General features: G+C 72.6%; 15 protein-coding genes. 5 read left to right on the plus strand and 10 right to left on the minus strand.

Going from position 1 to position 22,353, the window contains the following annotated elements; genetic code table 11:
• Positions 1-7: 7 nt before the first annotated feature.
• Both AB0E24_RS10890 and AB0E24_RS10895 read right to left on the minus strand, forming a co-directional pair.
• Positions 8-532 carry a methylated-DNA--[protein]-cysteine S-methyltransferase gene (locus AB0E24_RS10890; protein WP_359376107.1) on the minus strand — a complete coding sequence of 175 codons (525 nt, stop codon included), beginning with the start codon at positions 530-532 and terminating at the stop codon, positions 8-10.
• Positions 533-785: 253 nt separating this feature from the next.
• The gene (locus AB0E24_RS10895; protein ID WP_359376109.1) at positions 786-2,261 is read right to left on the minus strand and encodes an AlkA N-terminal domain-containing protein; all 1,476 of its coding nucleotides are present in this window, start codon (positions 2,259-2,261) and stop codon (positions 786-788) included.
• 281 nt (positions 2,262-2,542) lie between these two features.
• Here AB0E24_RS10895 and AB0E24_RS10900 point away from each other — a divergent pair, with 281 nt between their 5' ends.
• The 5 genes from AB0E24_RS10900 (at position 2,543) to hemC (ending at position 11,845) form a co-directional block, all read left to right on the plus strand.
• Positions 2,543-2,968 (plus strand): CU044_2847 family protein, encoded by a 426-nt coding sequence (locus AB0E24_RS10900; RefSeq protein WP_232638124.1) that lies wholly within the window; start codon positions 2,543-2,545, stop codon positions 2,966-2,968.
• A gap of 4 nt (positions 2,969-2,972) precedes the next feature.
• The gene (locus AB0E24_RS10905; protein ID WP_359376113.1) at positions 2,973-5,192 is read left to right on the plus strand and encodes a VMAP-C domain-containing protein; all 2,220 of its coding nucleotides are present in this window, start codon (positions 2,973-2,975) and stop codon (positions 5,190-5,192) included.
• A gap of 137 nt (positions 5,193-5,329) precedes the next feature.
• Positions 5,330-6,382: an AAA family ATPase gene (locus tag AB0E24_RS10910; RefSeq protein ID WP_359376114.1), complete on the plus strand. Its 1,053-nt coding sequence runs from the start codon at positions 5,330-5,332 to the stop codon at positions 6,380-6,382.
• A 3-nt stretch (positions 6,383-6,385) separates the two neighbouring features.
• On the plus strand, positions 6,386-10,879 hold the full coding sequence (locus tag AB0E24_RS10915; RefSeq protein WP_359376116.1) for an SAV_2336 N-terminal domain-related protein: 4,494 nt from the start codon (positions 6,386-6,388) through the stop codon (positions 10,877-10,879).
• Between the two features lie 30 nt (positions 10,880-10,909).
• On the plus strand, positions 10,910-11,845 hold the full coding sequence (gene hemC, locus AB0E24_RS10920; protein WP_359376119.1) for a hydroxymethylbilane synthase: 936 nt from the start codon (positions 10,910-10,912) through the stop codon (positions 11,843-11,845).
• A gap of 61 nt (positions 11,846-11,906) precedes the next feature.
• On the opposite strand, the gene AB0E24_RS10925 is transcribed toward hemC, so the two are convergent.
• From AB0E24_RS10925 to AB0E24_RS10960, 8 genes are all read right to left on the minus strand, one after another.
• Entirely contained in the window at positions 11,907-13,319 is a 1,413-nt protein-coding gene (locus tag AB0E24_RS10925) for a phytoene desaturase family protein (protein ID WP_173963188.1), read from the minus strand.
• Between the two features lie 44 nt (positions 13,320-13,363).
• Positions 13,364-14,191, minus strand: coding sequence for an inositol monophosphatase family protein (locus AB0E24_RS10930; protein WP_069867051.1), 828 nt, complete (start codon positions 14,189-14,191; stop codon positions 13,364-13,366).
• Between the two features lie 242 nt (positions 14,192-14,433).
• A complete protein-coding gene (locus AB0E24_RS10935) occupies positions 14,434-15,924 on the minus strand; it encodes an MFS transporter (protein ID WP_359376122.1) in 1,491 nt (496 codons plus the stop codon).
• Between the two features lie 105 nt (positions 15,925-16,029).
• A complete protein-coding gene (locus AB0E24_RS10940) occupies positions 16,030-17,067 on the minus strand; it encodes a methyltransferase (protein WP_069867053.1) in 1,038 nt (345 codons plus the stop codon).
• 288 nt (positions 17,068-17,355) lie between these two features.
• Positions 17,356-18,357 carry a TIGR03842 family LLM class F420-dependent oxidoreductase gene (locus tag AB0E24_RS10945; RefSeq protein ID WP_069867054.1) on the minus strand — a complete coding sequence of 334 codons (1,002 nt, stop codon included), beginning with the start codon at positions 18,355-18,357 and terminating at the stop codon, positions 17,356-17,358.
• Between the two features lie 14 nt (positions 18,358-18,371).
• The gene (hydA, locus tag AB0E24_RS10950) at positions 18,372-19,772 is read right to left on the minus strand and encodes a dihydropyrimidinase (protein WP_069867055.1); all 1,401 of its coding nucleotides are present in this window, start codon (positions 19,770-19,772) and stop codon (positions 18,372-18,374) included.
• Positions 19,772-21,259, minus strand: a complete 1,488-nt coding sequence (locus AB0E24_RS10955; RefSeq protein ID WP_359376125.1) for an aspartate aminotransferase family protein — start codon at positions 21,257-21,259, stop codon at positions 19,772-19,774. Before AB0E24_RS10955 ends, hydA begins: the two co-directional genes overlap by 1 nt.
• Positions 21,256-22,098 (minus strand): nitrilase-related carbon-nitrogen hydrolase, encoded by an 843-nt coding sequence (locus tag AB0E24_RS10960; RefSeq protein WP_069867056.1) that lies wholly within the window; start codon positions 22,096-22,098, stop codon positions 21,256-21,258. The genes AB0E24_RS10955 and AB0E24_RS10960 overlap by 4 nt, the downstream gene beginning before the upstream one ends.
• Between the last annotated feature and the right edge of the window lie 255 nt (positions 22,099-22,353).

Raw genomic sequence — 22,353 nt, forward strand, 5'->3', positions numbered from 1 at the left:
TCCCGCCTCAGAAGAGGCCGGGTAGTTCTTGCCGCTCTTGTCGCGCCTCGAACTCCAGCAGCCGCCGCTTGCGGTCCAGGCCGCCGCCGTAGCCGGTGAGGCTTCCGGTGGAGCCGACGACGCGGTGGCAGGGGACGATGATGCCGACCGGGTTCTTGCCGTTGGCCAGGCCCACCGCGCGGGACGCGGTCGGCTGCCCGATGCGGTCGGCCAGTCGGCCGTACGACCAGGTCTCGCCGTACGGGATGCGCCGCAGCTCGGCCCAGACGCGGCGCTGGAAGGGCGTGCCGTCCAGGTGCAGCGGCAGGTCGAACTCGGTCAGCTCGCCCGCGAAGTAGGCCGTGAGCTGGCGGATGGCCTCGGCGAAGGGGGTGTCGGCCGGGTCGCCGGGCGCGCCGAAGGTCTCCTCGGGTGGGCGGTGGCGCTGCTGGACCATGTAGAGGCCGGACAGCTCTGTGCCGGTGGCCACGAGGGTGAGGGGGCCGTAGGGGCTGTCGATGGTGGTGTGGGTGGTGGTGTGGGTGCGATTCATGTGTTCCTCGGCGGGGTTTGGGTGCGGAGTGCGGTGCGGTGCGGGTTGGGCGGCCTCCCGGGGTAACGGGCCATCGTTTCGTTGCCGGGTGCGGGCCGGTGGTCGGTTTGTGCCCACCCGTCCCGCCCCGCGGGACGATTGCCCACAAACCGGTGCGTCGCCCGGCCGGGTGTGTACCAGTGGTCCGCCGTTTCGTTGCTGGGTGCGTACCGGCAGTCCGCCGGTTCGTTGCTGGGTGCTGGGTGATGGGTCGTCAGGCTGCGGGTATGCGGTTGATGGCATGGGCGGGGTCTGTGGCCCATAGGTATTGGACGGCGTACGCGCGCCAGGGGCGCCAGCGTGCCGAGTGGCGGGTGAGGGCGCCGGGCGTGGCGGGCAGCCCCAGTTCCGCGGCGGCGCGGCGCACCCCGAGGTCGGTCGGGAGGAAGGCGTCCGGGTCGCCCAGGGCGCGCATCGCGATCACCTCTACGGTCCAGGGGCCGAGCCCCGGCAGCGCACCCAGGCTCGCGCGGGCGTCGTCCCAGTCGCTGCCGACGCCGAGCGCGACTCGGCCCCCCGCGAGCGCGCCGACCAGCCCGGTGAGGGTGGTGCGGCGGGTACGGGGCATGGCCAGCTTCTCGGGGTCCAGCCCGGCGAGGGCCTGCGCGGACGGGAAGAGGTGGGTCAGACCGCCCGCCGGGTCCTCCACCGGCTCGCCGTGCGCCACGACCAGGCGTCCGGCGTGGGTGCGGGCGGCCGCCGTGGAGACCTGCTGCCCGAGCACGGCGCGCACCGCGAACTCGTCGGCGTCCACCGCGCGCGGCACCCGCCGCCCCGGTGCCTTGTCGACCAGCGGGGCCAGCTGGAGGTCCGTACGCAGCAGGTCGTCCACGGCGGCCGGATCCGCGTCGAGGTCCAGCAGCCGCCGGCAGCGGCTGATCGCCCCGGCCAGGTCGCGGAGGTCGGCGAGGGAGAGCTGGCAGGCGATGTGGTCCGGCCGCGGGCGCAGGGTGACCACCCCGGGCCCGTACGGCAGCCGCAGCGTGCGCCGGTACGCGCCGTCGCGCCACTCCTCGACGCCGGGGACGGCGGTGGCGGCCAGGTGCCCGAAGAGGTTGTCCGGGCACAGCGGCGCCCGGAACGGCAGCCGCAGCGTGAGCGCCCCCGGCACACTGGCCCGCGGCCCGCGCCGCGCCCGCTGCCGCAGCTCGGTCGGGGCGAGCGCGAAGATCTCCCGTACGGTCTCGTTGAACGCGCGGACGCTGGCGAACCCGGCCGCGAAGGCGATGTCCGCCATCGGGAGCTCGCTGGTCTCGATGAGCAGCCGCGCGGTCTGCGCCCGCTGCGCCCTGGCGAGCGCGAGCGGGCCCGCGCCGAGCTCGGCGAGCAGCTGCCGCTCGACCTGCCGGGTGCTGTAGCCGAGCCGGGCCGCCAGGCCAGGCACCCCGTCCCGGTCCACCACTCCGTCGGCGATCAGCCGCATCGCCCGCGCGACGAGGTCGGCGCGCTCGTTCCACTGCGGCGATCCGGGGCTGGCGTCCGGACGGCACCGCTTGCAGGCCCGGAACCCGGCCTGCTGGGCGGCCGCCGCGGTGGGGTAGAACCGCATGTTCTCGGGCTTGGGCCCGACCACCGGACAGCTCGGCCGGCAGTAGATCCCGGTGGTCACAACGGCGATGAAGAACCACCCGTCGAAGCGGGCGTCCTTCGCCTGTGCGGCGCGGAGGCACCGGTCGGTGTCGGTGTGCATGCGTCCAGCATCCGTCAGCCGGGCGGGTACGTTCTCGCGGGAATCCGACATCGACCTTGCCCGGGGAGTGCGGCATCCGCCTCGTCCGGGGAGTCCGACGTCCGCCTCGTCCAGGGAATGCGGCATGGACCTCGCCCAGGGGCCCCGCCATCCGCCACGCCCGGCGGCGCCCACCCGCGCCCCGCCCGGCGCGGCCGCGCCGCCTCGCGACGCCGCCCGTGTCCGTCGTTCCGGCGGTGTTTGGTGCGAAGGGGGAGACCGGGGGCCTGATGATCGGCATGATGAGGAATGTGACGGAACACCGTGAGATACCCCTGGCGAACGGCACGACCGTACGGCTGGAACTGGCCCCCGTGGGGGAGCCCTCCCCCGAGGACGCGTACGGCGGCGTGGGGGGCGTGACCCCGGTGGGGCGCGGGGCGCGGGCCGCGGCCACGCTCGCCAACGCCGGTCTGGGCGTCATCCTCGAAGGGCTTGGGTCGGTGCTCCAGGAGGTGCACGACGCCGTCCGCTCGACTCCTCATCCGCCCGAGGAGTTCACCGTGCAGTTCGGGGTGCAGGTCGGCCAGGACCTCAAACTCGGCATCGTGGGCGCCAACGGCAATGCCAACTTGACCATTTCGGCCACCTGGAGGCCCTCGGAGGAATCCGGGCCGACGGTGCCGACGGTGCCACCGCGGCCGTCCCACTCCGGCCCCACGGCCTGAGCCCATGGGGTGGTTCCACGCGCACGGGTCCTCGTCGCGGCCCGCGGTGTCCATTCTCGCCAAGGCCGACGGAAGACCGGCGGGGGCGGGCGTCCTGCTGCCCCGCCGCCACCTGCTGACCTGCGCCCATGTGGTCAACAGCGCCCTCGGAAAGGACATGCTGGCCCCGGATCACCCGGGCCCGATCGCCGTTTCCGTACGGCTCCACGCACCGGAGCACACCGTCGAGGCCGATGCCGAGCTGGCGGTCTGGATACCGCCGCGGACCGACGACGGCGGCCTGGGCGCCTTCGAGTGGAACGGCGACCTCGCCGTACTGCGGCTGACCGGGGCCCTGCCGACCGCGGTCGAACCGCCGCGCTGGCACCCGATGGCCGAGCGCCAGCTCGTACGGGCCTGGCACGGCAGCGGTGAGCCGGGCGTCTTCGCCGATGCCGAAGTGCGCGAATGCGACGGGCGGTTCGGCTACTTCGACGGGGCCGAACGCACCCTGGACATCGAACCCGCCTACAGCGGCGGCCCGTTGTGGTCCAACGAGGAGAGCGCCGTCGTCGGGCTCGTGACGGCGAAGCTCCGCGTCCGGGGCACGCTGCGCCGCGCGTGGGGGATCCCCTGGCAGCGCGTCACGCGCGAGCTGGACGACGCCGGGGCGGGCCATCTGCTGCCCCGGCAGCCCGCGGAGGACATACGCGACCACCCCGCCTACGGGGAGCTCGTCGCCCTGCTGGACGGGCCGCTGGCGCTGTCCGAGGGCTGGACGCGCTGCTGCCGGACGGTCGCCCGGCAGTGCGGCCTCGGCCATCGCGCCGACGGCCTGCCCTCGGCCGACGAGTTCGCCCATCTGCTGCTCACCCGGGCGCGAGCCCTGCCCGCGCTGGTCGAGGCGGTACGCGGCACGGCGGGCCCGGTGGCCGACGACCTCCTCGCCGTAGGACGCCGTCACGGGCTGCCCAAGCTGCTCTCGCCAGGCGAGCACGAGCGGCTGCTGGTCCAGCTGCGCGCCCTGTCCGCGACCGCGGCGGCCGGTGTCCCCGGGGCCGTAAGGGCGGCACTGCCGCTGGCGGCCCTGCCCACGGCACTGCTCACCGGCGAGGACGGCGGCCACGGCTGTGACGGCGCGGTGGGCGGCCACGGCCGCCATGACGTCAACGGCGGGCAGCGCGACGAGCGGTTCGAGGCGCTCATCGCCCACCTGGAAGGGCTGCACGGGGACAGCTCGCCGGCCGACGACGGCGCCATGGCCGTGCCGGGGCTGCTGCGGGCCGTGGAGTTCGTGGCCGCGGGATGCTGTCCGGCGGACCAGGGCGCCGCGCTGCGGCGGTGGAACGCGGCGGTCGCCCGTCGCCTCGGCGTCCATGACGCCGCCCTGATGGACCGTCGCCACGACGCCGGGCAGTGGGCCCGGAGCGCCTCCCGGGGCACCGCGCCCCGCGTCGTGGCGAAGCTGGACCCCTGCGGGCCCGCATCGGGCGGCGGCACGACGACGGCGACGGCGGCGCGCGAGGAGCCGGAGCGCTACCGGCTGCGGCTGTGGTGCGACGACGGGGACGGGCTGCGCCAGGTGTCGGACGACAGTGAACGGCCGCGTGGCGCCGAGGAGGTGGCCCAGGAGATCTTCGCCGCCGTGGGCTCGCTCCGTCGGCCCGACCCCTCGGGGCCGCGGCCCGTCATCGAGCTGATCGTGGACCGGGACGCCCTGGAGGTGCCCGTGGACCGCTGGAAGGCCGCGGGGCCGGGGGCGGTGCTCCCCATCCGGCTCGGCACCCCGTACCCCCTGGTCGTCAACTGCCCCGAGCTGCGCGAGCTGAACGGCGGCACGATGCTGGACCAGTGGCGGGAGCGCTGGACCCGGCTGGACGCCGAGGAGCCCCTGCACATCGACGACGCCACGGCCCCCGACCCCGAGGCGGTGTGCGGTCTGGTCATGGAGCGGCTCACCGCCCGGGTCACCATCGATGTGGCGGCCCACCGGCGCACCGGTGTGGTGCAGATGTGTCTCGCCGCGGGCGTTCCGGTGGTGCTGTGGGACCGCAGCGGCGAGCCGGAGTCCCCGGCGGTGCGCCACGCGGCGGGGATGAGCGCCCGTGAACTGCCGGAAGCGGTACGGATCTACCGCACGAAGACCATGCAGAGGCCCGAGGAGTACACCGGGCGGCCGGTGCTCGCCTGGGCCGACGCCGGGCGGGCGCTGCCCCGGCTGGACCTCGCGGATCCCACGGAGTGACGGTGAGACGCGATGACGGTGGGATGCGGGGAGGACGAGGCGCGGGGAGAGCGACGCGTGGGGATGGCGAGGCGTGGTGACGGGACGTCAGGAGGCGTGCGATGTCCGCTGAGGCGGGCCGAGAGGGAGGTTCCCCGATGAATCCACCGGAGCGGGACGACTGGCGGCTGTTCCGGGGAGACGGCGTGCCCCGGCACATGGAGATGCCACCCGCCCCGCCGTGGCGCCGCTTCGGCGGCGGGGAGCGGCCGTCTCCCGAAGGGGAACGGCCATCCCCGGAGGGGGAGCAGCCATCTCCCGGCGAGGAACGGGCCGCCCCCGGCGGGGAACAGGCGCCGCCCGCTTCCGGCCGGTCGCGCCCGGCCCCGTATCTCATCGCGCCCGAACACGCGGACGTGGTCAACGCCGCCCTCCATCTGCGGCGTCCGCTGCTCGTCACCGGCAGCCCGGGGACCGGCAAGTCCTCGCTCGCGCGGGCGATCGCGCATGAGCTCGATCTGGGCGAGGTGCTGCGCTGGCCGGTCAACAGCCGTTCCACCGTGCAGGACGCGCTCTACCGCTACGACGCGATCGGGCGGCTGCGCGAGACGGCCCTGCGGCGCGACCGCGACGAGGCCGAGCCCGACATCGGCAGCTTCGTACGGCTCGGGCCGCTGGGCACCGCGCTGGTGCCGGGCGAACGCCCCCGGGCGCTGCTCGTCGACGAGCTCGACAAGGGCGATGTCGACCTGCCGAACGACCTGCTGACCGTCTTCGAGGAGGGCGAGTTCGAGATCCCCGAGCTGGCCCGGCTGCCGGAGGACCAGTCGGTGGTGGAGGTGCTCACCGAGCGGCCGGGCGAACGGGCCACGGTCCGGCGGGGTCGGCTGGTGTGCGACGAGTTCCCGGTCGTGGTGATCACCAGCAACGGCGAACGCGACTTCCCGCCCGCCTTCCTCCGCCGCTGCGTACGTCTTGAACTGCCCACCCCCGACGAAGGGCGGCTGCGGGCGATCGTCACCGCGCATCTGGGAGACGACGCGCTGGAGGAGGTCGACCAGCTGCTGGACACCTTCCTCCGTCGGCGCGCGGCGCGTGAGCTGGCGACCGACCAGCTGCTGAACGCCGTGTTCCTGCGGGCGGGCGGCATGGACGTGACGGCGGAGGGGCTGCTGGAAGCGGTGCTGCACCGGCTCGGCGGGGCGGTGTGACACATGGCGGGGGGCGGCACCGGGCGGTTGGCACGGCTTGACGAGGCGATGGCGATCCTCACCGCCGGCGGTCTCGAACTGTCCAGGGAGGAGCTGCTCGACGCGCTCTGGCTGGCCGGGCGGCTGCCCGAGGACGGCCCGGAGCGGGCGCCTCTGGCCCGCGCGGTGACCCGCGGCGGAACGGCACTGCCCGCCACGCGCCCCGAGCCCGCCCGCCCCGCCGCCACGGCCTCAACGGCCGCACCCGTACAGCAAACCGACCAGCGGTCCGCCCTGCCGTCCGAGCCCTCCCAGACGCCGCGGGCCAACGGCTCCGTACCCGGTGCCCAGCCGTCCGCCCCCGCGCAGCGGCAGCCGGACGGTCCGCGGGACCAGCGCCACGGCCTGACCCCTCCCCGCGACGATCGCCAACTGCGCGGTCTGTACGGCGGAAGCCAGGGGTCCGGTGCGGGCGGTGCGGACGGCGCGGAGGACGCGGCCGCCGGCGCGCGGCGCGCGCTGCCGCTGCGCGTGCCCGAGGACAAGGCGCTGCACCAGGAGCTGTCCATCGGCCGCGCCCTGCGCCCGCTCAAACAGCACCGCCCCAATCCGCTCAGGCGGGAGTTCGACGAGGCCGCCACCGCCACGGCGCTCGCCGAGACCGGACTGCCGGACGTGGTGACCCGCCCCGCCCGCGAACGCTGGCTCGATCTCGCGCTCGTCATCGACGACGGGATGTCGATGCTGCTGTGGCGGCGGCTCGCCGTCGAGCTGCGCACCGTGCTCCAGCGCTCGGGCGCCTTCCGCGTCGTCCGGGTGCTGGGCCTGCGCACGCGCGGCGGCGACGCACCCGCGCTGCGCGCCCGGCCCTACGCCCCGGACGCTCCCCTGCTGCCCACGACGGCGCTGTCCGACCCCTCCGGGCACACGCTGGTGCTCGTGGTGAGCGACGGGGTGGGGGCCGCGTGGCGCGACGGGCGGATGGGCCAGGTGCTGGCGCGCTGGGCGGGGGTCGGCCCCACGGCGGTGGTGCACGCGCTGCCGCCCCGGCTGTGGGAGGGCTCCGGGATCCGGGCCCGGCGCTGGCAGGTGCGGACCCGCAGACCGGGCTCGGCCAATACGGACTGGACGGTCGCGGACCCGGTGCTGCCCGCCGCCCTGGCGCGGTTCGAGGGGGTGCCGGTGCCGGTGCTGGAACCGGACGCCGGACCGCTGGCCGACTGGGCCCGGCTGATCGCCTCCGCGAGCGGTACGGCCGTCCTGCCGCTGCTCGACCCGGGGCGCGGCGGCCCCCGCCCCGCCCCGGCCGCCGCCCCGGGCCCGGGCGATGAGGTGGGCCGTGTCCAGCGCTTCCGGGACGCGGCGTCCCCGGAGGCGTACCGGCTGGCCGCCCATATGGCCGCCGTGGCTCCGCTGCCGGTGCCGGTGATGCGGATGGTGCAGAAGGCGGTGGATGGCCGGACCGACACCGGTCGTCTGGCCGAGGTGTTCCTGGGCGGGCTGATGCTCCCCGTCGAACCGCCCGCCTCGGCGGGGCAGGACCCACTGCCGCCCGAGCACCGGCCCTTCACCTTCACCGACGCGGCCCAGCGGGCGCTGCTGGGCGCGGTGCCGCTGGCGGAGCTGGTCTCGACCAGTCGGCTGATCGGTCGTCGTCTTGAGCAACTGGCGGGCCGCTCACCGGACTTCCCGGCCTGGCTGGCCGACCCCGGCGGCAGCGACCGGCTGCCGGCCGGTGCCCGGCCCTTCAGCGCGGTGGAGCGACGGCTGGCGGCCCGGCTGGGGGCGCCGCCTCGGCCGTCGGTGTTCACGATGCCGACGGCGGCGCGGACGTGGCGCCACCTGGAACCCGGCGATCCCCGCACGCTGGGTCCGTACCGGCTGACGATGGCCGGACCACCGGGAGCGCGGCTCACTCCGTATCTCGGCCAGGACGCCTACGACGCGGAGGCCGTCCTCCAGACCGCCCGCCATGCGCGGGGAGAGGCCGCCGCCGCACTGCTGGACGTGCAGGCGGAGGCGCTGCGCCGGATGGACGGCCGCTATGCCCGCCGTCTGCTGCGCGAGGGGCTGACCGACGACGTTCCGTGGATCGCGGAAGAAGCCTTCATCGGGGAACGGCTGGACTACGTCCTGCGCGGCTACGCCGAGCAGTGGGGGGACCGGCCGGACGACGCCCTCCTCGCCGCCCCCGAACGCTGGGACGGGCATACCGCCCTCGCGCTCGCCCGCAAGGTCGCGGACGCGGTGCGGACGGCCGAGGACGCGGGGGTGGTCCACGGCGACCTCAGCGTCAGCACCGTGCACATCGCCGGTGAGGACATCCTCCTGACCGGCTGGTCATCGGCCGCCATCGACGGGACGCCGTCCCCGGCGTCCGCCGGTGGCCGCCCACCGGCCCCCGAGGACAACGTCAAGGCGCTGGGGGACATCCTGCTGTGCCTCGGCGGCGGGGCACTGACGCGTCGGCCCGCCCCTGGTCTCTACTTCATGCCGCGCTGGAGCAGCGCCGTCTGGGAGCCGCTCCGCGCCATGGTGATGGCGTGCCGGGAGAATCCCCGCCGCCACACCGCATACGGGATCTGGGAACTCCTCATGGACTTTCGGCCGGACGCCGCGCCGCCGCGGGCCCGCGCCGAGCAGCCCTCGTCCCGCGTCCGCCGCCCCCTGTTCCGTCCCGGGGGCCCCCTCGCCTGCTCGCAGTGCGGCAACCCGCTGGAACCGGGCGATCGCTACTGCGACGGGTGCGGGGTGGATCTGTACAGCTCTCCGCCGGTGTCGGCACCGCCCCGCCCCGAGCCTGGCTCCGCTCGCGCTCCCCGCGCGGAGCCAGGCAGCGCTCTGCCGTCGGTCGACGGGTATCGGGCCTACCGCAGGCTGGGCGGCAGCCAGGGGCGGGACGTCTATCTGGCCCGTCGGCCGGGCGCGCAGCGCGAAGTGGTGATACGCATGGCCCCGGGCGCCGGCCGGGAACTGCGGGCCGAGGCGGAGGCGCTGCGGCGGATGTCCGGGCATTACGCCCCCCGCCTCTTCGTCGATGCCTCGTCCTCCAACCCTCCGCGGCTGGTGATGGAATGCGTCCGACTCCCTGACGGCTCACCGGCCCCACCGCTGTCCTCGCTCCTCGGCCGGGAGCCCGACGGCTCGTCCAAGCTGGACCCCGTGCACGCCGCCACCATCGGCCTCCGCCTGGCCGAGGCGGTGAACATGTGCGCGCTCAAGGGCGTCGTGCCCGGGACCCTTACGCCGGACACCGTGCTCGTCACCGACCGCACGGTAAAACTCATCGGCTGGACCGACGCGAACCTCAACGACCGCCTCCCGGGAGCACCCACCCCCGCAGACAGCGTCTACGCGCTGGGCAAGATTCTCCGCGCCCTGAGCGACTCGCAGCCGACCGCGCGGCTCTCCCAGGCCGGAGCCCTGTGGCAGAACCCCCTCTCGATCATCTCCGCCTGTCTGAACGAACAGCCGAGCAAGCGGCCGTCGGCGAGTCAGGTGGCGGACGTCTTCGTCAAGTCCCTGCCCACCGTGCGCGCATCCGCCCATACGCCGTACGAGGCCGAGACCCCGGCCGCCACTCCACCGCCGGACGGGACGCCGGAGGCCGAGCCCGCCCCCACGACGGCAGCCGAGCCGCCACCCTCTCGCTCCACACGCTCCCGTCTGGCCGCGCTCGTGGGACTCGGCGGGCGGTCGGCCAAGGCGGAGCAGCGGCAGCACAAGCTGGACCTCATCCGTACGCCGCTGCCGTCCTGCCACCGCATCGCGGTGATCAGCCGCCCCGTGAGCGCGGGGCGCACCGTCACGACCCTCGCCCTGGGGGCGGTCCTGGCGGGCGAGCGCCAGGACGAGGTCATCGCGGTGGACGCGATGCCCGGCGGTGACACCCTCAGCCGTCGAGTCGATGCCCGGTCCGATTGGACCGTCCACGATCTGGCCCGCGCCGACCTCCCCGGCGATGACGCCGACTCCATCCGGCGCTTCACCTCGCGGCTGCCCTCCGGGCTCGAGGTCCTCCTCGGAGACTCCACCCCGATGAGTCTGGTGGGCCGGGCTGCCCCGATCGACGACACGGAGTACCGCCGCGTCATGGCCCTTCTGGCGAGGCACTACCCGATCGTCCTCAGCGACTCGGACACCGGCGCACTCCACGGCAGCATGCGGGGCATCCTCGATCTCGCCGACCAGTTGATCATCGTCACCACGCCCTTGGTGGAGCACATGAGGAGCGCGCACCAGACCCTGGACCGGCTGGCCGAGGACGGTCACGCGGATCTGGTGCGAGGCGCCATCACCGTGGTCAACATGTCGCACGACGTGCCCTGGACCCATTACTACGAGGACCTCACCGCGGAGTTCCGGGACCGCTGCCGCGGCGTGGTCGTGGCGCCGTACGACGAGCATCTGGCGTCCCGGGGCGAGATCGACCTCCGGCGGCTCGCGTCCAGGACCCTCGACGCCTACCTCGACCTCGCCGCCCTGGTCGCGGAGGGGTTCCCCGGGGCCGGGGACTGAGCGGTCCGCCAAGGGCCTATCCTCTAGGCCATGTCGTCCGCCGATTTGATCCGCATCGTCTCCCGCTCCTCCCCCATGGCACTCGCCCAGGTCGAGCGGGTCCGTACCGAGCTGGCCGCGCTGCGGCCGGGTGTCCGTACGGAGGTCGTGCCCGTCACCACCTCAGGCGACCGGTGGATGGGCGATCTGGCGAAGCTGGGCGGCAAGGGGGCGTTCACCAAGGAGGTGGACGCCGCGCTGCTGGCGGGCGAGGCGGATCTCGCCGTGCACTGCATCAAGGACGTGCCCGCCGACCGCCCGCTGCCCGCGGGCACGGTCTTCGCCGCGTACCTCAAGCGGGACGACATCCGCGACGCCGTGCTGCACCCGGGCGGGCTGACCCTCGACGAGATGCCCGCGGGGACCCGGATCGGCACCTCGTCGGTGCGGCGCGTGGCCCAGCTGGCCATGAGCCATCCGCATCTGGAGTGCGTGCCGATGCGCGGCAACGCCAACCGGCGGCTGGAGAAGCTGGACGCGGGCGAATGCGACGCCCTGATGCTGGCCGTCTCCGGACTGAAGCGGATCGGCCGCACGGACCGGATCAGCGAGATCCTGCCGGTGGAGACCATGTGCCCGCCGATCGGGGCCGGGGTGCTGGGGCTCCAGTGCCGGGAGGACGACACCGAGACGATCGAGGCCGTGGCCGGGCTCGGCGAGGCCGGTGTGTGGAAAGAGGTCACCGCCGAGCGGATGCTGCTGCATGTGCTCCAGGGGCACTGCAACTCGCCGATCGCGGGATACGCCAGGGCCGAGCGCGACGGCCGGCTCTCGCTGCGCGCCCGGGTCTTCAGCCCGGACGGCAAGACGGTGCTGGACGCCCACGAGTGGGCGGGCCCGCTGGACCCGGCCACCCTGGGGACGTCGGTCGCGGTGGCGCTGCTGCGGCAGGGCGCCCGCGAGGTCATCGACACGATCCCGCACTGAGCACTGAGCACTGAGCATCGAGCGCTGAGGTGGCAGCCGTCCCCTCCCGGGGCCCCGGGGGCTACCGCCCCCGCAGCCTCCGCCAGACCGCACGCGCCGCGTGGTGGCCGGACATGCCGTGGACACCGGGCCCCGGTGGGGTCGCGGAGGAGCACAGGAAGACCGCCGGGTGGGCGGTGGCGTACGGGACGCGGGCCAGCTTGGGCCGTATGACCGCCTGGATGCCCTCGAAGGCGCCGCAGCCGATGTCGCCGTCGATGTAGTTGGCGTTGCGCGCGGCGAGTTCGGGCGGGCCGGCCACCGCGCGGGCCAGGACCAGATCGCGGAAGCCTGGTGCGAAGCGCTCGATCTGACGCTCGATCACCTCCGTGGCGTCGCCCTTCCAGCCGCTGGGCACATGGCCGTACGCCCAGAAGGTGTGCTTGCCCTCCGGGGCCCGGGACGGGTCGAGGAGGGTCGGCTGAGAGGTGATCAGGAACGGTACGGAGGGGTCCCGGCCGTCGACGGCGGCCCGCAGCGCCGCGCCGATCTCGCCCGAGGTGGGGCCGATATGGACGGTGCCCGCCCGCCGGGCGTCGGGCGCGGTCCAGGGCACCGGACCGGACAGCGCGTAGTCGATCTTGAAGGCGCTGGCGCCGTAGCGGTAGTGGCGGTAGGCGTTGCCGAGACCGGCGATACGGGCCAGGGCGCGCGGTGAGGTGTCGAAGATGTACGCACGGGCGGGCGGCAGCTCGTCGAGCCGCTTGACCTCGGTGGAGACGTGGATCTTCCCGCCGTGTTCGCGCAGGTAGGCCCCCAGCGCGTTCACGATCGACTGGGAGCCGCCGCGCGGAATCGGCCAGCCGACCTCATGGGCCGCGATGGCGAAGATCAGGGCGGGTCCGCCGGTGGCCACCGCGCTGGTCGGCGCGATGGCGTGCCCGGCCAGCCCGGCGAACAGGGCCCGCGCCTTCTCGTCGCGGAAGCGCAGCGGACCGGCGAGCAGCGAGACCGGCAGCAGCGCATGCAGCCCGAAGCGGGCCCAGGTGATCGGGTCGCGGGGCACCCCGTCCCAGTGGGCGCGCAGCAGATCGGGGGCGAGGGTGGCCCAGCGGCCGAGGTAGGGCGCGATCAGCCGGCGGTAGGTACCGGCGTCGCGCGGGCCGAGCGACATGGCGGTCTCGCCGACCGAGCGGGCCAGCACGGCGGCCGTGCCGTCCGGGAAGGGGTGGGCCAGCGGCAGTTCGGGGTGCAGCCACTCCAGGCCGTACCGGGCGAGCGGCATCCGCTCGAAGGCCGGGGAGCCGATGGCGAGGGGGTGCACGGCGGAGCAGGGGTCGTGCCGGAAGCCGGGGAGGGTCAGCTCTTCGGTGCGTGAGCCCCCGCCGATGGTGTCCGCGGCCTCGAAGATCTCCACCGCACAGCCGCGGCGGGCGAGTTCGACGGCCGCGGTCAGCCCGTTCGGCCCGGCACCCACGACTACCGCGTCGAGCATGGACGGCACATGGCCCCCTCGTCCTTGAGGAATCGTTGGAACGATCAGCCGGCGGCGGCCAGCAGGCCCAGGATATGCCGAACGGCCGCCTCGTCCCTGGCCGCCGTGAAAGGAAGGGCATTGCCCCCGGCGATCCGGAACGGCTCGCCGCCGAGCGTGGCCTGCGCCCCGCCCGCCTCGCCGACCAGCAGCAGCCCGGCGGCGTGGTCCCAGGCGTTCTCCCAGGTGAAGGCGACGGCGTCGAGCAGCCCCCGGGCCACGTTCAGATACTCCAGACCGGCCGAACCACACGGGCGCACCTCAACTCCCGGCGCCCGCAGGCTCGCCAGGGTGCGCTTCTCCGCGTCGGTGGTGAAGTCGAAGTGGGAGACGGCCACGTGGAGGGGCGCGCCGGGCTCGGGGGAGCCGCAGTGGATCGGCTCGCCGTTGAGCAGCGCGCCCCGGCCCCGGCGGGCGATCGCCATCTGGTCGAGCACCGGGGCGTAGGTCCAGGACGCGAGGAGCTCTTCACCCTGCGCGAGGGTGACCAGCGTCGCGAAACCGGGGTCGCCGTGGACGAACTGCCGGGTGCCGTCGACCGGATCGACGATCCATACGGGCGCGTCGCCGCCGAGGTGGCTGAGCACGGCCGGATCGGCGTGCACGGCCTCCTCGCCCACCACCACGGAGCCGGGCAGCAGCTTGGTGAGGGCATCGGTCAGACGCTCCTCGGCCTGCCGGTCGGCGATGGTCACCAGGTCGTGCGGGCCGTTCTTCTCGACGATCTCATGGGCGGCGAGCTGCCGGAAGCGCGGCATGACCTCGTCGGCGACCGCCATGCGGATCGCCTCCTCCACCGCGCCGAGATCACCGGCGAGAAATTCATCGATCATGCGTTCATCGAATCATGCCTCTGCGACGGCAGATGGCACAGCGGCTGACGTGCGGTGTCATCGAGGTGAAGGGAGCGATCGCCGCGAAACGCTCGGATCCGCCTTTCGCCCGGCATCGCGGTCCGCCCCCTCGATAGGGGGAACGGGCGGGGTGCCGGGCGGGGTGCCGGGCGGGCGGTCACGGCACGCGTTCGGCAGGCTGCCGGGCGTTTACGGCACGCGTTCGGCGGGGTGCCGGGCGTTTAGGGCACGCGCTCGGCGGGCTGCTCGGCGGCCGGTTCCGGGCTGGGCTCCGCCGGGTGGCGGGCCCGGACGCCGGTGGTGAGCAGGCCCAGCGTCACGATGGCGATACCGCATCCGGCCATGATCGCCCAGCCCAGATGGCTGGCCCCGGGGAATCCGGAGCTGAAGGGGCCGTGCACCCGGGCGGTGGAGACCGAGCCGAGGACGGCCACGCCGAGGGCCGCCCCCACCTGACGGCCGGTGGAGGTGACCGCGGCGGCCACCCCCGCCTGGGAGCGCGGCATCCCGGAGACGGCGGAGTAGGTGAGCGGGGCGTCGAGCATGCCGAAGCCGATACCGAAGGCCACATAGGCGATGACGAGGTACCAGATCGGGGTGTCCGCCCGCACCTGGGTCAGCAGCAGTCCGCACCCCGCCGTACCGGCACCGGCGATCACCATGGGGATGCGCGGGCCGCGGGCGCCGACGATACGGCCCGCGAGCGGTGAGGAGACCAGCGTCATGGCCGCCATCGGCAGCGTGAGCAGCCCGGTGTGCAGCGGCGAGAAGTCCTTGACGTCCTGGAGGTACAGGGCGTTGAGGAAGAGGAACCCGGCGAGCGCGGCGAAGCCGCACACCGCGGAGGCGATGGCGCCGCTGAAGGAGGGGCTGCGGAAGAAGCGGACGTCCAGCAGCGGTTCGGCACGGCGGAGTTCATAGCGGATGAGGGTCACGGCGGCCACGACGGCGACGGTGAAGCAGCCGACGATCAGCGCCGAGCCCCAGCCCCTGACCGGGCCCTCGATGATGCCGAACGTCAGCGTCGCGAGCCCCACGATCACCAGCAGCTGCCCCACCGGATCGAGCCTGCGCGGCCGCGGGGCCTTGGACTCGGGGACGAACAGCGAGGTGAGGATCAGCGCGAGGGCGGCGACCGGGAGGTTGACCCAGAAGACGGCCTGCCAGCCGGTCGAGTCCACCAGCGCACCGCCGACGACGGGGCCCAGCGCGATGCTCACCCCCGCGACCGCGCCCCACAGCCCGATCGCCCTGGCCCGCTCCCTCAGATCGGTGAAGGTGTTGGCGATGATCGAGACCGCGACAGGGTTGAGCATGGCGCCGCCCATGGCCTGGACCATCCGGAAGGCGATGAGCGAACCGGTGTCGGAAGCCAGCCCGCACAGCAGCGACCCCAGGCTGAACAGCAGCAGCCCGCTCTGAAAGGTTCTGCGCCTGCCGAACCGGTCGGCCATGGAGCCGGAGAGCATCAGCAGGCTGGCGAGCACCACGGTGTAGGCGTCCACCGTCCACTGGAGCCCCGAGGGCGTGGCGTCCAGGTCCTTCCGGATGGACGGCAGGGCGAGGTTCACGATGGTGGTGTCGAGGCCCACCATGAACAGGCTGATACAGCAGATCCCCAGGATCAGCCACTTGTGGCGGTCGTGCGGCAGCGGACGGCCCCGTCCGCTGTCCGCGTGGTCCGGGGTGGCTGGGCTCGTGGCGCCGGCCATGGTTCGCCTCCTGATCGGGGCGGGTCATGCCCCGGCACACGGGCCGTTACGACCTCCGCATCGAAACGGCCCGTCCCGCCGGGGATGTCCTCGCCTGGTTCCGGACTATGCCTTGCGGCCGGTGATCACGACGGTGTCCGCGCCGAGGGGCAGCCGTCCGGAGGGCTCGATGCCCACCGCGCGAAACCACTCCTCGTACTCGGCGCCCGTGTAGACCATGCCCTCACCGGAGGCGATGGTGTGGAAGTACGCGGACAGCAGCGCCGCCCGCTCGGGTCCGGTGCCGTCGTCGTCCTGGCGCGGGGTGACCACGTAGATCCCGCCGCCGGGCGGGAGGGCGCGGGCGGCCTTGGCGAGGAGCGCCTGGACCCGCTCGGGGGACCATATCTCCAGGAAGTGGGCGAAGAGCACACCGTCGCAGCCGGTCGGGAACTCGTCGTTGAACGCGTCGAGGCTCACCGCTCGCACCCGGTCGGCCAGCCCCAGCTTCTCGACCTTCTCATTGGCGGCCGTCGCGATCGAGGGGAGATCGCCGATGGTGATGCGCAGATCCGGCCAGCGGGCGGCGAAGTTGGTGGCGTTGATGGCCGTTCCGCCGCCGACGTCCAGGAGATGGGCGCACCCGGAGAGGTCCAGCTTCTCTCCCAGTTCGGCGCCCACGAGCCTGCTCACCGAGGACATCATGGTGTGGAATGTGGCTTCCAGTTCCGGATTTTCGGCGAGCCGCCCGTAGAGGGTGGGCGCCGTTCCCGGAATCTCCCGCCGCAAGCCGATGTTGGTGTCTTCCTTGAGGGATTCACAGAACCAGGCCATCGCCCGGTAGATACCGTGTTGTTCCCAGGGAATGTTGGAGGCGGGCGCCTCGTCGAAGTCGGCGGTCAGCGGCTTCGAGAGAGGGGTGGTGTGATAGCCGTCACCGTCCTTGCGCAAAAGCCCGAATACCGTACAGCCGAGAAGGAGGATACGAGTGGGCTGCTCCTTGAGGCCCAGCCGTCCGGCGATCTCCCGTACGGCCAGACCGGGCTCCTTCTCCACCAGCGCGAAGAGCCCTAACTGGAATGCCGCGCTCAGGAACTGAAACCGATAGTGGGCCTTGTAGAGCCCTCTGAGCTCCACCTCTATCGGTACCTCGGTTTGCGTCATGCCCAACCCTTCTGTGACAAGGAGTCGTTCAGCCGACGGCACATCAGAGCACAAAATCCGAGGTGATTGTAACCATATTCGAAGGCTTGAGGGAGCGAGCGCCTTTCGCTCTCCGGCCGTAGTCGGCGAGTGGCCGAATAAACGGAATTAACCCCTCCTTGAGAAAAGGCCCCTTGCCGGGAAGTGAAGCGCTTCAGCGAGAGGGCGGGCCACGGAGAGGGGGACGAAACGAACGGGGCCGTGCGGGGCCCGGAGGCCGGCCGGTGGTCCACCACCGGCCGGCGGGTGTCAGCCGGTGAGCGCGGGGATGACGCGCTCGCCGTACGCGTCGAGCGTGCGCTCCTTCGCGTCGTGCATCGCGTAGACGGCGAACTGGTCGACCCCCAGGTCGCGCAGCCGCTCCAGCTTCTCGATATGCGCCTCGGCCGGGCCGAGCAGGCAGAACCGGTCCACGATCTCGTCGGGGACGAAGGCCGTGTCCGGGTTTCCGGTCCGGCCGTGGTGGGCGTAGTCGTACCCCTGCCGCTCCTTGATGTACGCGGTCAGGGACTCGGGTACGGCGCCGGAGTGGTCGCCGTAGCGGGACACCAGGTCGGCCACATGGTTGCCGACCATGCCGCCGAACCAGCGGCACTGCTCACGGGCGTGGTCGAGGTCGTCGCCGATATACGCGGGGGCGGCGACACAGATGGTGAGCGCGTCCGGATCCCGCCCGGCGTCGGCGGCCGCGGTGCGCACCGCCTTGACCATCCACTCCGTCAGGAAGGGGTCGGCGAGCTGGAGAATGAAGCCGTCGGCCTTCCGCCCGGCCAGCGCGAGCGCCTTGGGGCCGTACGCCGCCATCCACACCGGCAGCTCGCTGTTCTCGATCCAGGGGATGCGCATCGGGCTGCCGTCCACGACGGCCTCCCTGCCCTCCGCCAGATCGCGGATGGCGTCGATGGCGTCGCCGAGGCGGGCGAGCGTGTTGGGTCTGCGCCCCGCCACCCGCAGCGCGGAGTCGCCGCGGCCGATACCGCAGACGGTGCGGTTGCCGTACATCTCGTTGAGGGTGGCGAAGGTGGAGGCGGTCACCTCCCAGGTGCGGGTGGACGGATTGGTGACCATGGGGCCGACGATCAGCCGCTCGGTCCGGGCCAGGATCTGGCTGTAGATGACGAACGGCTCCTGCCACAGCACGGCGGAGTCGAACGTCCAGCCATAGCCGAAGCCGTTGCGCTCGGCGCGGCGCATCAGCTCGACGACGGCCGAGGCGGGTGGATCGGTCTGCAACACGAGTCCGAAGTCCATGCTCGCTCCCTGGCTCAGCTCAGGTACTGACAGGTGTCGCGCGAGAGGAACCGGCCGTGCCCGGCGCGCCCGGTGTACTCCCGCCCGTCGATGACGGGGACACCGCGCGAGAGCACGGTCTCGACCCGCCCGGTGATCTGCTTGCCCTCGTACGCCGAGTAGTCGACGTTCATATGGTGGGTCTCGGCGGACAGGGTCTGCCGGGCCAGTGGGTCGTAGACGACGATGTCGGCGTCGGCCCCGGGGGCGATGGTGCCCTTGCGCGGATAGAGGCCGAACATCCTGGCCGGGGTGGCGCAGGCGATCTCGATCCAGCGGCGGCGGGAGATATGGCCGTCCACCACGGCCTGGTGGAGCAGGTCCATCCGGTGCTCCACGCCCGGCATCCCGTTGGGGATCTTGGAGAAGTCGCCCCGGCCCAGCTCCTTCTGCCCGGCGAAGCAGAACGGGCAGTGGTCGGTGGAGACCACCTGGAGGTCGTTGGTCCGCAGCCCCCGCCACAGCGCCGCCTGGTGCTCGGCGGGCCGCAGCGGGGTGGAGCAGACGTACTTGGCGCCCTCGAAGTCCGGCTCGGCGAGGTTGTCCGTGGACAGGAACAGATACTGCGGACAGGTCTCGCCGAAAACCGGAAGCCCCAGGTCGCGGGCGTGGGTCAGCTCGGCCACGGCCTCCTCGGCCGACACATGGACCACATACAGCGGGGCGCCGGCCACCCGGGCGAGCTGGATGGCGCGGTGGGTCGCCTCCGACTCCAGCAGCGCCTTGCGGACCTCACCGTGGTAACGGGGGTCGGTCCTGCCCTCGGCCAGGGCCTGCTCCACCAGGACGTCGATGGCGATGCCGTTCTCGGCGTGCATCATGATCAGCCCGCCGTTGGCGGAGGCGCGCTGCATGGCCCGCAGGATCTGCCCGTCGTCGCTGTAGAAGACCCCCGGATAGGCCATGAACAGCTTGAAGCTGGTCACACCCTCCCCCACCAGGAGATCCATCTCCTTGAGCGAGCTCTCGTTCACATCGGAGAGGATCATGTGGAAGCCGTAGTCGATGGCGCAGTTGCCCCGCGCCTTGAGATGCCAGGCGTCCAGCCCCTCGCGCAGGGCGTGGCCCACCGTCTGGACGGCGAAGTCCACGATGGTGGTGGTGCCGCCCCAGGCCGCCGCCCGGGTGCCGGTCTCGAAGGTGTCGGCGGCGAAGGTGCCGCCGAACGGCATCTCCATATGGGTGTGCCCGTCGACCCCGCCCGGGATGACGTACTTATCCGTGGCGTCGATCGTACGGTCGGCGGTCCAGCCCTTTGCCCACTCGTTGCCGGGCGCGGCGAGGGCGGCGACCTTACCGTCCTCGATCAGCACATCGGCCGAGGTCTCCTCAGCGGCGGTGACGACCAGCCCGCCGCGGATCACGGTACGGGACATCAGCTCGCCCTCCTTCCGGACCGGGCGGTCCCCAGGGCGGCCTCGAGGATCTCCGCGCCCTCCTCGGCCTCGGCGACGGTGAGGCTGAGCGGCGGGGCGATCCGCAGCACGCTGCTGTTGTGCCCACCGCCCTTGCCGATGAGCAGCCCGCCCTCCCGGGCCGCCTCCAGCACGGCGGACGCCCCTTCGGGGGACGGCTCGCCGGTGCCCGGCTCCACCAGCTCGACGCCGATCATCAGCCCCCGGCCGCGGACCTCGCGCACGGTGTCCAGACCGGCGCAGGCGGCGCGCAGCCGCTCGATCAGCAGCCCGCCGACCCGGCGGGCGTTGCCCTGGAGGTCGTGTTCGACCAGGTGGTTGAGGTTGGCCAGCCCGGCGGCCATCGTGATGGGGCTGCCGCCGAAGGTGGAGATGGAGTTGGCGTCCAGGCAGTTCATGACCTCGGCGCGGGCGACGACACCGCCGATCGACATGCCGTTGCCGATGCCCTTGGCGAAGGTGAGGATGTCGGGCGGCCCGGAGCCGTCGTGCGCCTGCCAGCCCCAGAAGTGATCGCCGGTGCGGCCCCAGCCGGTCTGCACCTCATCGGTGATCCACAGGATGCCGTGCCGGTCAAGCACCTCGCGGAAGGCGGCGAACAGCCCGTCGGGCGGCGAGGTGAAGCCGCCGACGCCCTGGATCGGCTCGGCGATCAGCGCGGCGACATTGCCGTGCGCCTGCCCGAGGATGTCCTCCAGATCGGCCACGCACGCCTTGATGAACTCCCCGTCCGACAGCCCGGCGAACGGGCCCCGGGTGCGCACCGCGCCATGTACGTACAGCGTCTGGAGCGGCGACAGGCTGGTCGGCGACCAGCCGCGGTTGCCCGTGATGCCGACGGCCGAGAAGGAGCGGCCGTGGTAGCTGTTGCGCATCGCCAGGATCTGGTTGGAACGGCGGTGGGTGGTGGCGAGCAGCAGGGCCGTGTCGTTGGCCTCGGTGCCGGAGGTGGTGAAGAAGACCCGCGCGTCCGGGATGCCGGACAGCGCTGCGACCCGCTCGGCCAGCTCGACCATGGGCCGGTCGAGGTAGAGCGTGGAGGTGTGCAGGATCCGGCCCGCCTGCTCGCTGATCGCCTTGGTCACCTCGGGGAGGGCGTGTGCGGTCATCGTGGTGAGGATGCCGCCGAAGAAGTCGAGGTAGCGGTTGCCCTCGGCGTCCCAGACATGGCGGCCCTCGCCGTGGGTGATCTCGATGGGGCGCTGGTAGTAGACGGCGAGCCAGTCGGGGAGGACGGCTTGGTGCCGTGCGTGGAGGGTGGCGTGGGGTCCACGGCTCAGGTCGCGCTTGGTGTTTTTTGCGCCGTTGCCGTCCTTTACGTCATTGCCGTCATTCACGCCGTTGCCCTTTACGCCGTTGGCATTTACGGCATTGCCCTCTACGGCATTGCCCTTTACGGCGTTGCCATTGCCCTTTACGGCATTGCCGCCGTCGGTGTGGCCGCTCATGGCTGCACCAGCCCCTCGTAGGCGTCGGGTCGTCGGTCGCGGTAGAACGCCCACTGCTGGCGCACCTCGTCGATCAGACCGAAGTCGAGGTCGCGGACGATCAGCTCCTCCTCCTTGTCGCTGGCCACATCGCCGACGAACTGGCCGCGTGGATCGACGAAGTAGCTGGAGCCGTAGAAGTCGTTGTCGCCGTACTCCTCGGTGCCGATGCGGTTGATCGCGGCGATGAAGTACTCGTTGGCGACGGCCGCGGCGGGCTGCTCCAGCTGCCAGAGGTAGGCGGAGAGACCGCGCGAGGTGGCCGAGGGGTTGTAGACCAGCTGCGCCCCGGCCAGGCCCAGCGCGCGCCAGCCCTCGGGGAAGTGGCGGTCGTAGCAGATGTACACGCCGACCTTGCCGACGGCGGTGTCGAACACCGGCCAGCCCAGGTTTCCCGGCTTGAAGTAGTACTTCTCCCAGAACCCCTTGACCTGCGGGATGTGGTGCTTGCGGTACTTGCCCAGATAGCTGCCGTCGGCGTCGATCACGGCCGCGGTGTTGTAGTAGAAGCCCGACTGCTCGAGCTCGAAGACAGGGACGACGATCACCATCCCGGTCTCCCGGGCCAGCTCCCGCATACGCTGGACGGTCGGCCCGTCCGGCACGGGCTCCGCCCACCGGTAGTGCTCGGCCTCCTGCACCTGGCAGAAGTACGGCGCGTTGAACACCTCCTGGAAGCCGATCACCTTGGCGCCCTGCGCGGCCGCCTGCCGGGCGTAATCCTCATGCTTCGCGATCATCGATTCGGTATCGCCGGTCCAGGTGGCCTGGACGAGAGCGGCGCGTACGAGGTTGGCCATGAGCAGCTCCTCAACCTGTGTCTACGCACGTAGAATCCGGCTGTGAAGAACGTAAGAGCGCACTGACCACTCTGGCAATACCGCCGCCGTTACTCAACAAAGACGATCACGTTTCGTGTTTTTTCGGGTGAGGTGGCTCGGCTGCTCGTTTGGGCGCGGGTTTCGTCTCGCGCCTTCGGCGCAAATTGAGCAGCGGGACAGGGGGTGGGGGGCGCGGGCACGTCGCCGGGCGCCAGGTTGGTGGATGCGGGCACC

Source organism: Streptomyces malaysiensis subsp. malaysiensis (assembly GCF_040653035.1).
Classification (GTDB): Bacteria; Actinomycetota; Actinomycetes; order Streptomycetales; family Streptomycetaceae; genus Streptomyces; species Streptomyces malaysiensis.

Bases quoted from the DNA above. Each gene is read 5' to 3' on its own strand.
- AB0E24_RS10890 (WP_359376107.1), bottom strand. From the start codon at position 532: ATGAATCGCACCCACACCACCACCCACACCACCATCGACAGCCCCTAC.
- AB0E24_RS10895 (WP_359376109.1), bottom strand. From the start codon at position 2,261: ATGCACACCGACACCGACCGGTGCCTCCGCGCCGCACAGGCGAAGGAC.
- AB0E24_RS10900 (WP_232638124.1), top strand. From the start codon at position 2,543: ATGAGGAATGTGACGGAACACCGTGAGATACCCCTGGCGAACGGCACG.
- AB0E24_RS10905 (WP_359376113.1), top strand. From the start codon at position 2,973: ATGGGGTGGTTCCACGCGCACGGGTCCTCGTCGCGGCCCGCGGTGTCC.
- AB0E24_RS10910 (WP_359376114.1), top strand. From the start codon at position 5,330: ATGAATCCACCGGAGCGGGACGACTGGCGGCTGTTCCGGGGAGACGGC.
- AB0E24_RS10915 (WP_359376116.1), top strand. From the start codon at position 6,386: ATGGCGGGGGGCGGCACCGGGCGGTTGGCACGGCTTGACGAGGCGATG.
- hemC (WP_359376119.1), top strand. From the start codon at position 10,910: ATGTCGTCCGCCGATTTGATCCGCATCGTCTCCCGCTCCTCCCCCATG.
- AB0E24_RS10925 (WP_173963188.1), bottom strand. From the start codon at position 13,319: ATGCTCGACGCGGTAGTCGTGGGTGCCGGGCCGAACGGGCTGACCGCG.
- AB0E24_RS10930 (WP_069867051.1), bottom strand. From the start codon at position 14,191: ATGATCGATGAATTTCTCGCCGGTGATCTCGGCGCGGTGGAGGAGGCG.
- AB0E24_RS10935 (WP_359376122.1), bottom strand. From the start codon at position 15,924: ATGGCCGGCGCCACGAGCCCAGCCACCCCGGACCACGCGGACAGCGGA.
- AB0E24_RS10940 (WP_069867053.1), bottom strand. From the start codon at position 17,067: ATGACGCAAACCGAGGTACCGATAGAGGTGGAGCTCAGAGGGCTCTAC.
- AB0E24_RS10945 (WP_069867054.1), bottom strand. From the start codon at position 18,357: ATGGACTTCGGACTCGTGTTGCAGACCGATCCACCCGCCTCGGCCGTC.
- hydA (WP_069867055.1), bottom strand. From the start codon at position 19,772: ATGTCCCGTACCGTGATCCGCGGCGGGCTGGTCGTCACCGCCGCTGAG.
- AB0E24_RS10955 (WP_359376125.1), bottom strand. From the start codon at position 21,259: ATGAGCGGCCACACCGACGGCGGCAATGCCGTAAAGGGCAATGGCAAC.
- AB0E24_RS10960 (WP_069867056.1), bottom strand. From the start codon at position 22,098: ATGGCCAACCTCGTACGCGCCGCTCTCGTCCAGGCCACCTGGACCGGC.